The 16,752-nt window shown below is 41.6% G+C and carries 12 protein-coding genes, 1 pseudogene and 1 CRISPR repeat array; of the genes and pseudogenes, 2 read left to right on the top strand and 11 right to left on the bottom strand.

Going from position 1 to position 16,752, the window contains the following annotated elements; genetic code table 11:
* The first annotated feature begins 11 nt into the window (after positions 1–11).
* A complete protein-coding gene (hydG, locus tag AB5062_RS07995; RefSeq protein ID WP_005842339.1) occupies positions 12–1,430 on the top strand; it encodes a [FeFe] hydrogenase H-cluster radical SAM maturase HydG in 1,419 nt (472 codons plus the stop codon).
* 63 nt (positions 1,431–1,493) lie between these two features.
* Positions 1,494–2,684, top strand: a complete 1,191-nt coding sequence (gene hydF, locus AB5062_RS07990) for a [FeFe] hydrogenase H-cluster maturation GTPase HydF (protein ID WP_022508244.1) — start codon at positions 1,494–1,496, stop codon at positions 2,682–2,684.
* A gap of 172 nt (positions 2,685–2,856) precedes the next feature.
* Here hydF and AB5062_RS07985 read toward each other — a convergent pair.
* The 11 genes and pseudogenes from AB5062_RS07985 to AB5062_RS07935 all read right to left on the bottom strand — a co-directional run bounded on the left by AB5062_RS07985 (position 2,857) and on the right by AB5062_RS07935 (position 16,663).
* Positions 2,857–3,965 (bottom strand): annotated as a pseudogene (locus AB5062_RS07985) (ISAs1 family transposase).
* A gap of 425 nt (positions 3,966–4,390) precedes the next feature.
* A CRISPR array of direct repeats spans positions 4,391–5,409; the repeat unit is 32 nt; unit sequence GTTTCAATCCACACACCCACGCAGGGTGTGAC.
* A 165-nt stretch (positions 5,410–5,574) separates the two neighbouring features.
* On the bottom strand, positions 5,575–5,865 hold the full coding sequence (cas2, locus tag AB5062_RS07980; protein ID WP_005852931.1) for a CRISPR-associated endonuclease Cas2: 291 nt from the start codon (positions 5,863–5,865) through the stop codon (positions 5,575–5,577).
* A gap of 9 nt (positions 5,866–5,874) precedes the next feature.
* A complete protein-coding gene (cas1c, locus tag AB5062_RS07975; RefSeq protein WP_005852930.1) occupies positions 5,875–6,897 on the bottom strand; it encodes a type I-C CRISPR-associated endonuclease Cas1c in 1,023 nt (340 codons plus the stop codon).
* Positions 6,894–7,559, bottom strand: coding sequence for a CRISPR-associated protein Cas4 (gene cas4, locus AB5062_RS07970; protein WP_057279325.1), 666 nt, complete (start codon positions 7,557–7,559; stop codon positions 6,894–6,896). Before cas4 ends, cas1c begins: the two co-directional genes overlap by 4 nt.
* 9 nt (positions 7,560–7,568) lie before the next feature.
* The gene (gene cas7c / locus AB5062_RS07965) at positions 7,569–8,420 is read right to left on the bottom strand and encodes a type I-C CRISPR-associated protein Cas7/Csd2 (RefSeq protein ID WP_022508673.1); all 852 of its coding nucleotides are present in this window, start codon (positions 8,418–8,420) and stop codon (positions 7,569–7,571) included.
* 21 nt (positions 8,421–8,441) lie between these two features.
* Positions 8,442–10,163, bottom strand: a complete 1,722-nt coding sequence (gene cas8c, locus AB5062_RS07960) for a type I-C CRISPR-associated protein Cas8c/Csd1 (protein ID WP_118292476.1) — start codon at positions 10,161–10,163, stop codon at positions 8,442–8,444.
* Positions 10,160–10,852: a type I-C CRISPR-associated protein Cas5c gene (gene cas5c / locus AB5062_RS07955; protein WP_032952707.1), complete on the bottom strand. Its 693-nt coding sequence runs from the start codon at positions 10,850–10,852 to the stop codon at positions 10,160–10,162. The genes cas8c and cas5c overlap by 4 nt, the downstream gene beginning before the upstream one ends.
* Before the next feature lies 1 nt (position 10,853).
* Positions 10,854–11,714, bottom strand: a complete 861-nt coding sequence (locus AB5062_RS07950; protein WP_008667625.1) for a Bro-N domain-containing protein — start codon at positions 11,712–11,714, stop codon at positions 10,854–10,856.
* A gap of 10 nt (positions 11,715–11,724) precedes the next feature.
* A complete protein-coding gene (locus AB5062_RS07945; RefSeq protein ID WP_022508671.1) occupies positions 11,725–13,950 on the bottom strand; it encodes a CRISPR-associated helicase/endonuclease Cas3 in 2,226 nt (741 codons plus the stop codon).
* A gap of 401 nt (positions 13,951–14,351) precedes the next feature.
* Positions 14,352–15,716: a histidine--tRNA ligase gene (hisS, locus tag AB5062_RS07940; protein WP_005842343.1), complete on the bottom strand. Its 1,365-nt coding sequence runs from the start codon at positions 15,714–15,716 to the stop codon at positions 14,352–14,354.
* Between the two features lie 158 nt (positions 15,717–15,874).
* Positions 15,875–16,663 (bottom strand): substrate-binding domain-containing protein, encoded by a 789-nt coding sequence (locus AB5062_RS07935; RefSeq protein WP_368326859.1) that lies wholly within the window; start codon positions 16,661–16,663, stop codon positions 15,875–15,877.
* Positions 16,664–16,752 lie beyond the last annotated feature (89 nt).

The following is a 16,752-nucleotide window of genomic DNA, read 5'->3' as shown; positions in this document are numbered from 1 at the left end:
CCCTAACAAACATGTATAAAGCAGATTCTAAAATAGCAGAAGAATTCATAGACCATCAAGAGATACTGGATACCTTGGAGTATGCTCACAACAACAAAAGCAATCGTGCCCTGATAGAGCAACTGATTGACAAAGCTGCTCAATTCAAAGGACTGTCCCATCGTGAGGCAGCATTACTGCTGGAATGCGACCAACCGGATCTAACAGAACGCATTTTCCGGCTGGCACAGGAAATCAAACATAAGTTTTACGGCAACCGTATTGTAATGTTCGCCCCTCTATATCTTTCCAATTATTGTGTGAACGGATGCGTCTACTGCCCTTATCATTTGAAGAACAAGACCATAGCACGCAAAAAGCTGACACAAGAAGAGATACGTAAGGAGGTAATTGCCTTGCAAGACATGGGACACAAACGCCTGGCACTGGAAGCAGGAGAAGATCCGTTGCGGAATCCTATTGAGTACATACTGGAATCTATCCAAACCATTTATAGCATCAAACATAAAAATGGGGCTATCCGCCGGGTCAATGTCAACATTGCCGCCACTACCGTGGAAAACTACCGCAAGCTGAAAGACGCAGGTATCGGCACTTATATCCTGTTCCAGGAAACTTATCATAAAGAAAATTACGAATCCCTGCATCCCACCGGTCCGAAAAGCAAATATGCTTATCATACCGAAGCGATGGACCGTGCCATGGAAGCGGGAATTGACGATGTAGGACTAGGTGTTTTATTCGGGCTGAATACCTACCGCTATGACTTTACAGGATTATTGATGCATGCCGAACATCTGGAAGCTACCTTCGGAGTGGGACCACATACCATCAGTGTTCCTCGCATCTGTCCGGCAGATGATATCTCCACGCAAGATTTCCCAGATGCCATTTCAGATGATATATTTTGTAAAATTGTGGCGGTAATCCGTATCGCTGTTCCTTATACAGGTATGATTATCTCTACAAGGGAATCGGCTGCAACCCGACGCAAAGTCTTAAACCTGGGAATCTCACAAATCAGCGGAGGCTCCCGGACCAGCGTAGGCGGTTATGCCATTCCGGAAACACCGGAAGAAAACTCAGCACAATTCGACATCAGTGACACCCGTACCTTGGACGAGGTAGTGAACTGGCTGCTCGACTTGGGGCATATCCCCAGTTTCTGTACAGCATGTTATCGGGCAGGGCGTACAGGCGACCGTTTTATGTCATTAGTCAAATCGGGACAAATCGCCAACTGCTGCGCCCCCAATGCATTGATGACACTAAAAGAGTATCTGGAAGATTATGCGGCACCGGATACACGAGCCAAAGGAATCCAACTGATAAAAAAAGAGTTGGAACATATTCCCAATCCGAAAATAAAAGAAATAGCAATTCGTAATCTGAAAGAGATAGAAGAAGGGAAACGAGATTTCAGATTCTAACCGCTCATGCGTCAAGCAACCTTTTCAATACAGATAATGAACCTAATTCAAGCCCAATAAAATATGAGTCTAAACAACACTCCCGCTGCCAACCGGCTACATATCGTCCTGTTCGGAAAACGCAATAGCGGCAAGTCCTCTCTAATCAATGCCTTGACCGGACAAGACACCGCCCTTGTATCGGATATTCCCGGTACAACAACAGATGCTGTCAGCAAAGCGATGGAAATTCAACATATCGGTCCTTGTCTCTTTATCGATACTCCCGGATTTGATGATGAAGGGGAATTGGGAGAAATGCGCATAACCCGTACGTTGAAAGCCATCGAACGGACAGATATTGCCTTACTTCTTTGTGAAGACGGCAATTGCGAGGATGAAAAACAATGGATGGAGCAGTTAAATAAAAGGAATATTCCGGTTATCCTGATACTGAACAAAGCTGATATCCGAAAAGACATAGCATCCACAAGGGATCGTATAGAAAAAGAATGCGGTCAAAGTCCTCTCATTATCAGCGCAAAAGAACAGACGGGCATAGAGAAAATACTTCAAGCTATTCTGGAAAAGTTACCGGCAGATTTCGGACAACAGACCATTACCGGAGATCTGGTTAAAGAAGGAGATTTAGTGCTCTTAGTCATGCCACAAGACATACAGGCTCCCAAAGGCCGACTTATTCTTCCACAAGTACAGACGATGCGCGAATTATTGGACAAAAAATGTCTGGTAATGAGCTGTACAACCGATAAAATAGCCGCCACTTTGCAGGCTCTGTCCTATCCTCCGAAACTAATCATAACCGACTCCCAAGTTTTTCATGCCGTTTATGAGCAAAAACCGGCAGAAAGCCTTCTCACCTCTTTTTCCGTTCTGATGGCAGGATATAAAGGGGATATACTCTATTATATGGAAGGAGCCTCAGCCATAGACCGCCTCACCCCACAATCACGGGTATTGATAGCAGAAGCCTGCACTCATGCCCCTGCCACCGAGGACATAGGCAGAGTAAAGCTTCCACGTATGTTGCGTAAAAAGATAGGTGAAGAGTTGCAAATAGATATCGTTGCAGGTACAGACTTTCCGGAGGATTTGACACCCTATCACTTAATCATTCATTGCGGAGCCTGCATGTTCAATCGCAAATATGTACTAAACCGGATTGATAATGCCCGTAAGCAACAGATTCCCATGACTAATTATGGAGTGGCTATTGCACACTTGAACGGGATATTGGATAAGATAGCGTATTAAAAAGACATCTGTTCTTTTTTGTTTCCATCACCACAAACCATTTATCTTCAAAGGTTTGTGGTGTAAAAGGTTCCGTAATTCCCCTTAACCGGTATGTATGTGTCTTTTTACCATTGTTTCTGAAGGCTCATAGATTTTCCTTCTTGATGTGTCCTGTATCTATTTACTTCAGTTACAAAAACTTATTTAGTCTTTTCAGATTCATACTTCCTTTTGTTGTTTTCTCATTCTTAAGTGTGGTAAGCGCCATCTTTGTTGCCACCGAAAAGTTTCCGGCAGCATTTTTCACCTTTTTACTGTAGTCTTCTCGAAAGGTAACATCCAGTTGCCAATGAAGATTATTCCCAATAGACCAATGCTGCCTGATGGCAGATGCAATCTTCTCAGGTCGGGTATTATCAAGTGAAGTTACATAGTATCTGACCTCTTGAGTATATTCCCCTGTTGCGACTATTGTTCTTTCCGACTTTATCCTTACAACAGACTTCAACCCCACAAGTTTCTTCTTGAACATTTTCTCCATTATAGATCCATAACTGACTACAGTACAGGTTCTTTTCTCAATCCTTCCATGTCCGGCATTTTCCGACACATGCCTGATGACTCTATTGATTATTTCATCTCTATCCTGATAATAGTCAATGATTTGTTTAGCCGGTTGATAATTTTTTTCTTATTCTCCTTTATAGCGATAATATAATTTGCATCATGCTCAATAATGGTCTGGGTTATATCTTTCTGGCACCCCATCGCGTCAATTGTAACAATACAACCACTTAGTTCCAAAGAGTTAATTAACAAAGGAATAGCTGTAATCTCATTGTTTTTGTCATCTACTTTCACCTGACCTAAAGAAATTCCATTAGCGGCAGACCAGGCGGAAACCATCCATAATTTGAATCCTTCTTTTCCCCTAGTATGTTCTCCATCACATTGGCTTGGACCACGCATGAGCTTGCCATCTATAGCTACAACGCCTTTCACCTCCAGACAGACTCGTTTTACCCAATTACGGAAGATCAACTCAAAATAATCGGACTTTATCATACTGAAGAATCTGTTAAAAGTATCATGACTGGGGATGAACTCCAGGCCGGGTATGCGACTCTTGAAAAAAGCAATTTTCGAATTGCCAAATTCCTCAATTTCATTCCAGGACTGGACCTCACAGATTACAGCAGCAATGGATATATAGATACTAGTTTCCATTTTATGGACTTTCTTGCGGTTCATACTAGGATCTTCTATTTGTTTACAAAGGTCAATTATACCAATTTTCATGTTAGTTTATGTTTTAATATATCTTATAAAGACAAGAAAAAACAATCGATACAAGCAGATAATAGCACATTAATAACCAACAATATAACAAATAAACAACAAGGGATAGTATAGTAAAAATATAATATATTTGCTTTGGAACACTTAGTTGAATTTATAGTTTCACCAAGGTGAAGCAAGCGTATCACTTGGGTGACTACGCCTCTCCACTTAGATGCCAATGTATTGTCACCTAGGTGAAACCACAAAAGAAGACAGACAAAAGATAAGCATCCGGGATTGTGCGTGTTTTTTCCAGTCATAACAAAGTCAAAAGCCTAACGTACTTCGTTTGGCTTTTGACTTTATAACAGCTTGAAGAGAAATACACAAGAGGCCGAATGCTTACAATTCTTCCATAAACTTGACCAACGAGTGAACAATGCTTCAATCCATATACACCCACGCAGGGTGTGACGAAATCGGCCACCCCGTTTGGACGCTATTCGATGTTTCAATCCACACACCCACGCAGGGTGTGACTTTGCGGAAATATGTAGGGGACCAATTGATACAAGTTTCAATCCACACACCCACGCAGGGTGTGACTGCCATTACCGCTTACTTTACACTGACAAAATCTGTTTCAATCCACACACCCACGCAGGGTGTGACTATACTTTGGACATTAAGCAATGCCTATGATTTGGTTTCAATCCACACACCCACGCAGGGTGTGACATAGACGATGTAACATCAATATTATAGTTATGAGTTTCAATCCACACACCCACGCAGGGTGTGACGAAGAAGTTAAAAATGCTAACAAAGTAGATCGTGTTTCAATCCACACACCCACGCAGGGTGTGACCATCCCTCCAAGTCCGTACTGTAGGGAGATACTGTTTCAATCCACACACCCACGCAGGGTGTGACTATTGCCGGTTATTGCCGTGACATTGATAAAGGGTTTCAATCCACACACCCACGCAGGGTGTGACATCAGTAACCTGCTTTATAAGGACATACCTGTTGAGTTTCAATCCACACACCCACGCAGGGTGTGACAAATCTGACGTCCACCAATCTATAATCCCTATAATGTTTCAATCCACACACCCACGCAGGGTGTGACTCCTGCTCATGGTATATACCATTGGCAAACGCAAAGTTTCAATCCACACACCCACGCAGGGTGTGACAGTACCATAATCTACAGCATTACGCAATTCATAGGTTTCAATCCACACACCCACGCAGGGTGTGACGTCGTAATACCGCTGAGACTTCGTCCGAGTTTGTGTTTCAATCCACACACCCACGCAGGGTGTGACTTAGAGAAGCGTTCCGCTTCGGTATTTTAGCACGTTTCAATCCACACACCCACGCAGGGTGTGACTTCTAAACATACACAGAAAGATGTTGAATCTTATGTTTCAATCCACACACCCACGCAGGGTGTGACCCTATATCTAATAACATATTATAAATCAGCAAATTTAATCCACTGTTATGCGAATCATCATTATTATTCAACTTCATAACGAAGAAATACTTTACAAATAATTTAATCTACTGATTATTAACACATGCGAAGATACTACTTTTTTTGTAACACACCACATTCGCATTATATTATAAGAGCCTCCTCAAGTTTATACGCCGTTTCAACACCTATTACTTCCACCCTCTTATTCTCATTTTTACTAAGAATATAAAAACGAACACTATCAAGAGACATATCAATAATATCCCTAACTCTCCCTTTTAGAAGAGAATATTGCGCTTCCGTCACTACACACTCAAAGACTGAGTTCTGCACCCTCTGTCCATAATCCAGACAAGCCTTGGCCACACATCGTAAACGGCGAGCCCCCTCTTTGCTTGTAGTATCCACATCGTAAGTCACAAGAATGTACATAATTAAAAATCATTTTATAAGAAATACCGGATAATCGTCAATATCCTGCCTGATATACCTTGCCATTAACATAGCCTGCACATAAGGCAGAAGCCCTATTTCAACTTTTTCATTAAGATAAGGATGAATTATCACTTCCCTTTTCCTTGCCTGCCATGCAGTAATAAAAGTCTTTTTCCCTTTATCTGTCATAACAACCCCATTATCACCTTGGAACAAGAAGTCTTTTACTGAAATCTGTCTTTTATTAATCAACGACAAAATAAAACGGTCGCCAAGGTAAGCACGTAACTCTTCCATCATATCTAAGGCCAACGATGTGCGCCCCGGACGGAGTGTATGGAGAAACCCGACGTATGGATCAAGGCCAACAGTTTCGAGAGCGGCCGCAACATCATTGGCTATCAACGTATATGCAAAAGACAACATGGCATTCACCGCATCCTTGGGAGGACGACGATTGCGACCATGAAATGGGAAATCAGTCTTCTGATTAAGTATCAAGATTGGCAATACCTCAAAATAGGCATTCGAAGCCATCCCCTCATAACCAATTAATTCCGTCTTATCTTGAGCCTTCAAAGCATCACGCTTGGCACGTTCCAATACTTGCACCGCCCTATTAATGTCTTCATTCTCACCATAATCACGAATATATCTCCTCAATATATTGCGATAGTTTTGAATCTTACCACCAATCATCAACCTAACCACATGCAACGACCAAGATGCATCGTCCGACAATTGGTACTGCTTTTTGCGTAACAGAACATTCCCTTTCGTAGCACCTTGAACCCTGCTGATAAATCTGCCTTGTGGAGAAAGAAATGTGAGTGATATACCATTGTCACTACACAATTTCATCACACCGGGACTTGCGCCCATATATCCGAACGTAACGATGCCCTCTATATTTATGACAGGAATACGAAACACCTCCTCCTGCTGAACAGATATAACGACATTCAGCCCATCCTTACTAAGATACGCTTCCGGTGTCGTCACATACAAAGTATTCAATAGTTTTCTCATAGGTACAGATTTTTAGTAAGGTAATTATCTACCGAAGTACAATTATTTACCATTTCCGGCATGCAGATATCTTTCAGCGAGCACTTGTCACAATGTTTCCCATATTCAGCCTTCGGGATAACCGCTTTACTAAATATATCGTGCATATCCCGGGCACATTGTCTGACTATATTTCGCAGCTCCTCCGTTATATCCACATTAACCCGATGGCGAAGCTCCCCATAAAAGAAAGAGCCGTATGGTATATGGATAGCATACATTTCTTCTATACACATGATTTGTGCTGCCAACTGCACTTCATCCACTTCGTTTCTTTTCGGTTTGCCATGCTTATACTCCACAGCAACCGGTTGCCATCGCCCCGGATAGTTGGGATGCAAAATCGTATTTTCAAAAGATGAGGAAGGAAGTAACTCTATGGCATCAGAGATTCCATAGAGTCCAAGTTCACGCGAAGCGATATTCACCGCACGTAATGTTATCTGGTCACCACACTTTTGTCTATAAAACGGATCATCTACATGCTTGTGCAGAATCTGTCCTTCGATGGTGAGACGATTATCGTTCCATTGCTGCTCAATGTGTATCAAAGCCCATTGCCGGGGACAGCACCTAAAGTGCTGAATCCCCGACAACATAAGCATATCGTCTTCATTGTACATACGATGGAATTATATCAGTTCCTCAATAGTTACATTTGATGGAGCATTCTCCTTATCTATAGTAACTGAATAGTCGATGAATGAGCGTGGTGCTCCATCGCAGACTTTCTCCACTTTTACCAATTCAAACAACTTGTTGGCGGGAGCATTACCCAATATGGAGTCATGCTTGAAGACTATCAGTTTTTGAGCACTCATCAATCCACGTGCCGCCGAACGATCCACATCGAACATGTTCTTTAAAGCTTCCCAAAATAGTTCAAGGTCTTCTTCAGAAAATCCTGTCTGTTGTGCTAAGTTGGCGGAGATGAAGCCGTGACAGACATAGAGGCCATAAGGAATGGTGGCTTTACGTCCCATTGTACGATTGCCACCATCTTGTTTTTCCGCTTCTTTCTCTGTTGCTACTGCCATACGAGTTATAGAATGTTCCGCTACAGCAATTGGATCTATAGAACGAGCAAAGGTGAACTGGATAGGACCACGAACTTGACCCGCATTTTTACCTGTTGACATAACTGCACCAAATGTTCTGATATCGAAGTAATTATTACACATAAAACGACGTGCTGCTTCTATTTTGTCCTTTGCATTTTTTACTTCTGAATCATCATGTGCATTATCAATCAAAGTATTCAGGACTGCCTTCTCTTTGATAAATATATCAAAGCCATTCACAAGCCCTTTTGCTATTTGTACATAATTACGAACCTTGCGTTTCAAGCAGACATCCGTAACAAGTCCCATACCTGTTTCGGCATCCACACGTGGTAGATTACCCGCATCCGGATCACCATTTGGGTTACCATCTTTTACATCAAATATGTAAACGAAATCAATTCTATTCTTTAGTTCTGACATAACTTTATATTTTTAAAATTATTATTCCATTTCTTTATTTTCCTTACTCATAAAAAGGTCTTGACGTTGGTGATAATATCCCACAAAGAACCGTCCTTGATCTTGCAGGTTAAGATGTGGAGGAAATCCTTTTGCATCAAGTTTGGATATAATTTCCTGTTTCAGCTTCTCATAGAACACTTGTCCACCCGGATTCAACTTCTCTATATGATGAGTAGAAAGATTGAGCACCGTGGCAAAAACCATGGAAGGAGTTGCTGATGCAGCATTCATATAGCGTTCTCGAATGGAATGAATACCATTGGCATCCTCCTGTATCTTGTCAAGTACGGCAAATAGCCTTCCACAAAGATACCCTTGATTTTGATTTTCTTTGTCTAACATAACATCTAATTTTTTATGGTTGTTATTTTCGTTTAGTCTGTTGAGATATGCCTTGATGATAGCAGCACGCACTATATTGACGGATTGTTCTGCACGTATGCGACGAATACATGCTTGAAAGAGAGAAGCCGGATACGGCAACCCTTGAAATATGCTTCTCACCACAGCATCAGGAAGATTGGGAGTCGCATCACTTGACTTTCCTCCAAGAGTAACATTTCCAAGAATGGAATGCAGTCCCACGTACGGCTTCTTATCTTTGCGAGTGTCAACCATCTCCATATCCGTAAAATGTTTACTTATCAAACCTGCAAATTCACGCAAAGGCATCTCATTCCAATATACTACCGCAATTCTTGCCGAATTGGGAGCCAAACCCAAAATGAAGAATTTGTCATCATCGTTTGCCGATAATTTTCCGTTATAGATAGACTGGAAAGTATCATATACTAACTTTATGCGCCTGTTTGAGTCGTCATTTTCTTCTTCAATCCGCCCCAACAAAGAAAATAGACTATTTTCGGACTCTTTTGAAGCCTCGCTATTGGAGGAAGCCCAGAAAAGATAAGTACGTGAGCCCACCATAAACTTATTGTGAGAATCCGAACGCAGCAAATGATTCAATGCGGTTGTATATGCAAATTCAGCTTCTTCTGATATTGGAGCATTGTATCCTTTAGATTTCCCATACGAATCATACCCGGAATTAACTTGAAATGCAACTAGTTTAGCTGTTTCTTGGCTTCCAAGTATCTTTGTAGCAGTTGTAATCTCTACAACTTTTGAATATCTCCCTGTTATCAAACAAAGATTTCCTGCCACGCCATGATTCTCGTCAAACAAATTTATCAATTCCCTTTTCGAAGCCACTATTTTCGTATCCCCTTCTATAAGGAAAGAAAAGGTAGAATATTTCTTATTAAGATTTTTGGCTATATCATCCCATAAAGAATCTTTCTGCATAGCCCCAACTATAAAAGAATGGTCTTGCTGATAAAATGCATAAACAGCTTTTATGTCCTCATTATCCGGAAAAGCATCATATATATCTTTTACTTTCGCCTTAAATACTTCAAAGTACTTACGTATCTTTTCCATATCCCCCTTATCGGAATAACCAAATACATATTTACAATTGTCATACAAATAGTTTGCAACAGGGGCACTTGACCGGCTAACACTTTTCTTAACAAGAAACTGCTGTGCCGACTTCTTATCTATGCGCCTGTCTTCAAAGCGCAGAAATTTTCCACATCTATCAATAACAATAATAAATCCAATCTCTTTGTATTCTAAACCAAAAGGGGCCACATCATCTCCACTTCGATGATAGTAATCATATAATGCTTTCAGTATCATCTCAACACCTCCTCACTATCTTTATCCGGTACAACAATCACTCCCTTTTTCATTTGGGCTCTATAAAACATAGCATTCGGTTTTTGTGGATTTTCCTCAAAGTCCATATCATAAAGCATAATGCCGAAATCCCTGTCTTCGGCTAAGGGATAATCAAGATTATCAGTACTTTCAATATACTTCCAGTTTGCAGAAAACTCACGACATCCGAGATAGGGCTGCGTAAAACATTGCCCTTGTGATGCCCTGCGTTCGAACATCTGATAATACTTCATAGGATTCTCGTCGGCACTTGGCTGATGCTTGGCAAAAGCCTCTTTCGGACGGTCTTTTACCGGAATAAATACTAACTTAGCATAAATTCGGTAACGCACATCCAGCAGAAGCAACGTGTTCTTCTGCTGGCGTGTCTTTCCATCATCTATATAAATTGGTTTCATGCTGGAATTTACCACCGCTCCAACTTCATTCCGTCTAATGGTAGCCCATTTAATAGGCCTGAATACCTCAATCTTGGTTATCTGCCAACGCATGGCATAACGTTTAAACAGTATCGCTTCAAAGATGGCGCGTGCCGCCGATGGCGTAATGACATCATAACTTACACGCTCTACTTTCAACTCCGGACGAGTGAAACAAGCCCAATCGCCCCACACCTCCAGACAATATTCTTTATCTGTATATTCCATATCATTCATCGTTTTCCTTGTTTTCCAATAAATCTTCCGGCTTCTGACCTTCAAAAAACCTTTTTGCCGACAAGGGAGTTACCACTTCACGACCGGTTTTTTGCTCCAACTGTTCGCGTGCCACACGAGCCACATCACCACCGTCAGCCGCACACTGCATATTTTCACCCAATGTCTGAGGATTTTTAGCTTTAGTAATACTTGTCGTAGAGAGTTCGGCCAGCATATTAAGAACCAATTCTTCATTGGTCATATTGTCCCGGAGATTTTCTTTCTTCAAGCCCTTGAACTGTTTGTACTCCTTTGCCGACTTTCCGGTCCATTGCTGATAGATAATGTCTGTAAGAGTAGCATATTGAACACCTTCCTCTACATTATGTAGTTTCCATTGATCTGTAAGATCTTTACGGATTTCAATGCTCTTCAAGCGTTGGTTTATCCAGTTGTCAGAATAACCAAGTCGCTTGTAGTCCATCATAGCTTGCTCAATACTCAACTCAGGGTCTTGCATCTGATCAAGACGTTCGGATGCTACATGTGCCATCCATTGCTTGAACGGTTCTGCCTTGGGAGATGGGATAGACTGAATGATACGTAGTAGTTGTTCTGTATCAGCCACATCTGTAAGTCGCATCTTACCGTCTGTGGCTTTCATTTTCAAACCGTGACAATTTGTCACGGTTTCATTTCCCTCTTCTTTAAGTCTTTGCTTTAACTTACGCCAATAAGCAGTTGCATCAACACTGTCTGTTAAAACTGACACCACATCAACTATCGAAAAATACCATTTTTCCTTTTCATCATCCCACACGGTGCGGACTTTACGTTCTTCAAACAATTTCAATGTTTCTTTCTTTGTCATATCCGTTTCTTTATATCATTAATACTTCCTCCAGCCAATGGTTATCAAGGCTGAGACCTGTGGTTTTATTATACTGAGACCTGTCTGCCAATACATATATTCCTTCCAATATTTCTTCGACAAGCCCATAGCCTTTCAGTTGCTTAAAATCATAGGAACGGATGCCTACAGTAAATTTCGCCAATTGCTTCACCAACGAGTAGGTACACCCCGATTCTTTCAACTGCTCTATAAGTTCCATGCTGTTTTCCCAATTTACGATAACATTTATACTTGTATCATCAATCAGGCGAAATTCTTTTGATGCAGTTTCAAAACATAGCTCAGTAGGTTTGTAGAGCCAGTGCTTTATATCCTTTTCATCAAATGTTTGTTTTCTGCTATACAATTGACAAAAATAGGCTTTCATGGTAGAAGGAGCAAACCAATCACTATCTTCCGGCAAATTCAACCGAGCATTGTTGGAGTCAGCCATTGAACCGAAGAGCTTTCGCTTCTCTGCCGCCAGACTGAACACAAATGTATGTCCCATGGCACTTCGTCCTTCCCGATTGCACCGTCCCGCTGCTTGCAATACAGAATCGAGTCCTGCTTCTTGACGGAACACAACCGGAAAGTCTATATCCACACCGGCCTCCACAAGCTGGGTTGCAATGACCCTGACAATCGGCTGCGACTCATCCTTCAATAAAGTTTTTATTTTACCAATAGTTTCGTGTAAGTGGGCAGGGCACATCATTCTAGACAAATGCAATTTCACTCCGTCATTGGGCAAACGGTCATACAGCTCTTTGGCATCTTTACGAGTGTTCACTATGCACAACACCTTATTATATTCAGACACCTTTGCAGCTATCTCATCGTATGTTTTTCCTGTATCATCGATTGACAACTTCACACGGCGAAGCTGGTCATGCAAAGCAAATTCTTCCGGAATAATTTCCTTGATATGTTCTATTCCCTTAAAATCAGCTTTAGGATTTGTTCCTTCTATCAGACCACTCAGTACCGGCTGGCTTGCCGTGGTAAACAATACCGAAACCCCGAACATTTCCTGATACGCTTTCAGCGCATCGACTATCGGCCGCAAGAAGCCGGTTGGCAACATCTGAACCTCATCCAAAACAAGAATTGAATTTGCCATGTTGTGCAGTTTGCGGCAATCAGATGTTTTATTGCTAAACATAGATTCAAAAAGCTGTACATTGGTAGTGACAATAATGGGATAGTCCCAATTCTCTGTAGCCAATTTTGCTTTTTCCCTATTTTCCTCGTCCTTAATATCATCGGGGTCGAAATTACTATGATGCTCCAATACATTTTCTTCACCAAAGATTTCCTTCAAAAGCCCTGCCGTTTGCACAATGATACTGGTATATGGGATGGCGATGATGATACGATTCATTGAATGGCTTACAGCATGCTTCATGGCCCATAACAAAGAAGAAAGTGTTTTACCGCCTCCCGTCGGAACTGTAAGACTATAAAATCCTTTTTCGCTTGAAGAAGTTCTACTGCATTGTTCTTTCACTTGCTGGCGGATGCGGTTCACTTTCGTATCAGCTGCATTCGATTGCAGTTTTTGCATATATGCCTCCAGCTGTGGAAGCAAATCGGCAAGCGTAGCCGAATTTCCCCGCTTCCGCCATGACTCTACATCCATAAACCGTTCTGTATCGAGCCGGTCGGCATCTACAAGACAGGAAAAAAGCATACGGGAAAGGTGATGAAAGTGTTTCCATTCAACCTTTGATTTAGAAAAAGGTGAATCAATAAATTCTTGGAATAATAAAGGTTTGTTTATGCTAATGTCACCCTCGTTTATTTCTTTGGACAATAGCCTCTCTTTCAATATGTTTTCCACATCCCCGAAATCATGTAACCCCGTGTGATGAGAAATAATTTGGTTTACAAGAAGATGGGAAACATCCTTTCCCATAAGTTCTTTTGCCAATATTCCACCCACAAAAGCATGGGTATGATCATCATAGCGCTTCTTGTCACTCGTAGGCAAACCATTCATCTTGCGTATGTATTGCTGGAATGCCGCCCGTTCCTTTCCTTTGTCATGAAGTAGGCCGAGCGCACGCCCCCAAGAAGGAAGTCCGAACTGCCCGGCGAAGGATGCCGCCATATCAGCAACCCCCTTTTGATGTTCATCATTGGTTTGTATCATCCATTGACCATTATCCCTATTTTGATACAAATGGGATATCAACTGATTTTCCTCTATCATCTGATTAAATTTATAAGGCTAGCATTCCACAAATATAGTGAATAATATCAGACTCTCGCAAAAGAAAATCATATTTCAAGTCAGCTCCATCAGTTTTCATCCTTAAAACAAGAAATACAACCAACAACGACAAGAACAGGCATTCCGCTTTGTCGCCTCTACGCGGAAAAAAGAGAACAAACCATTTCGGCGGGATACAAAAATTTCCGTCACTACATCTCTTTTAGAATCAGTAAGATGTAGTGACGGAAGAAAAAACAATCTGATTATCCACATAGGTAATCCAGCATTTATATTTCAATACAAATAACGTATAAAGCAAACGTTATCGGGCATTCCCATGTGATGCAATCATCCATCAATGAAGCTTTTATGGTATGATTGCAGATAATTAGTAAACATCAAGCTTTCACCACCGCCAGCAGCTCATCCGGTGTAACCAGTGACTGCTCGCCTGTAGTCATATTCTTCAAAGTCAGTTTCCCTTCGTTCATTTCATTTTCACCAACAATAGCGACAAAAGGAATCTGCTTGTCATTGGCATATCCCATCTGCTTCTTCATTTTAGAAGCATCCGGATAAATTTCAGCGCGCACCCCTGCTTCACGGACTTTTGTCAGGATAGGCAGACAATAAGCAGCCTCTTTATCGCCGAAGTTTACAAACAACAGCTCGGTTCCGTTCACCGCTTCTTTCGGATACAAATCCAACTGATTCAACACATCAAAAATACGGTCGGCTCCAAAAGAGATACCTACACCAGACATACCATCCATACCAAAGACACCGGTCAGATTATCATAACGGCCACCACCACTGATGCTGCCAATCTGCACATCCAAGGCCTTCACTTCAAAAATTGCTCCTGTATAATAATTCAAGCCGCGAGCCAAAGTCAAATCCAATTCCACTTCACTCTTCACACCCAGTGCAGACACGGTTTTTAATATGAATTCACTTTCTTCCACTCCCTTCAATCCCGCTTCACTGGTAGCAAGGACAGTCTTCAAAGTTTCCAATTTCTCTTCATTGCTTCCACTCAATAAAATAATCGGCTGCAATTTATCAATAGCCTCTTGAGGAATCCCTTTAGAAGCCAATTCCGCATTTACATTTTCCAATCCGATTTTATCCAGTTTGTCAATGGCTACGGTAATATCTACAATTTTATCAGCCTCCCCGATAATCTCGGCAATACCGGTCAATATCTTACGGTTATTGATTTTAATTGAAACACGTACTCCGAATTTACCAAATACACGGTCTATCATCTGTACCAGCTCCACTTCATTCAATAAAGAATTGCTGCCTACCACATCGGCGTCACATTGGTAAAACTCACGGTAACGCCCTTTTTGGGGACGATCCGCACGCCAAACCGGTTGGATTTGATAACGTTTGAAAGGAAAACTTATTTCATCACGATGCATCACCACATAGCGGGCAAAAGGTACGGTGAGATCGTAGCGCAATCCTTTTTCACAGAACTTGCTCGCCAGCTTTACCGCATTGCGGCTCAGCAATTCCTCATCGGTAATGCCGTTGAAATAATCACCTGAGTTCTGTATCTTAAACAATAACTTATCCCCTTCGTCACCGTATTTTCCCATCAAGGTAGACAAATTCTCCATAGAAGGAGTTTCAATCTGCTGATAGCCGAAAAGATGAAACACATCACGGATCGTATTGAATATATAGTTACGTTTCGCCATTTCCACCGGCGAAAAATCTCTCGTTCCTTTAGGTATACCTGGTTTTGCTGCCATAATGATTCTATTTAATTTATTTTGAGCCACAAAATTACACTAAATATTTCATTCGTAAAAAGAATACTTCTTAATATTGCTCATTGCCGGCAATATTAAGAAGTTAAACAGCCGGTGCCTTAAGTGCATATCTCAGTATGGGCCGTTTCCCTACGAACTCATTGTTTAATAATTTCGTAAGCTGTAGAATGAACCCCTCTATTCTCTATTTTTCCCTCCAATACATCCAAAGCGAACTCAATGCCCCGGACAGCCATCTGTGAGCTGAAAATATCAGCTGTTGCAACCAGTTTTCCCGTAGAAAGAAATTCTTTCATCACCGCATCATTATCAAAGCCCACTACAGGCAGATAGCAATTTTTTTCTTGCATCTGCTGAAGAACCCCCAACGCCATCGCATCATTGCTGCAATATACAGCTTTCAAATCAGGATACCGCATCCACATAGCCTGAAAAACTTCGGCGGCTTTCTCCGTTTCCCAGTCGGCCGGTTCGGATGCCACCAATCTTAACCCTTTTTCTTCTATCGCCTTGATAAAACCTCTTTTACGCTGCTGCGCATTATCGGCTGCCGCCAATCCTTCAATAATAGCAACTTTATCTTCATTCCGCAACTTCTTATCCAATAATTTACCCACTTCATACGCAGCTGCAAAATTATCCGGTCCCACAAAAGCCACTTCTACTCCTGCCTGCTCCAATAGCTGAGTATCCAACCGGATATCAATATTGATTACCGGAACTCCTTTCCTGACAGCCTCTACTACAGGCTGAACTAAGGCTTTTGAATCTATAGGAACCAATACGATAGCATCGACTTGCTGATGAATCAAGGAATACATCAAGTCAACCTGTTCCTCTACCTCTGTCTGTGTAGCCGTTCCCACACAAACCAAATCCAAAAACGGAAGAGGGGCCGCATACTGAATGGCCCCTTCTTTCATCACTTTGAAAAAATCGAGGCTGTCTCAAAATGAGACGGCCTTTTTTTGTGTTTGCAAAAAAATCGGGCAAGTCCTAACTTCGCTCAGTCAGA

Source organism: Phocaeicola sp. RTP21359st1_B8_RTP21360_211022 (assembly GCF_040911965.1).
Classification (GTDB): Bacteria; Bacteroidota; Bacteroidia; order Bacteroidales; family Bacteroidaceae; genus Phocaeicola; species Phocaeicola vulgatus.
Note: the sequence above shows the minus strand (reverse complement) of the source record. Positions and strands in the feature narration are given on the sequence as shown.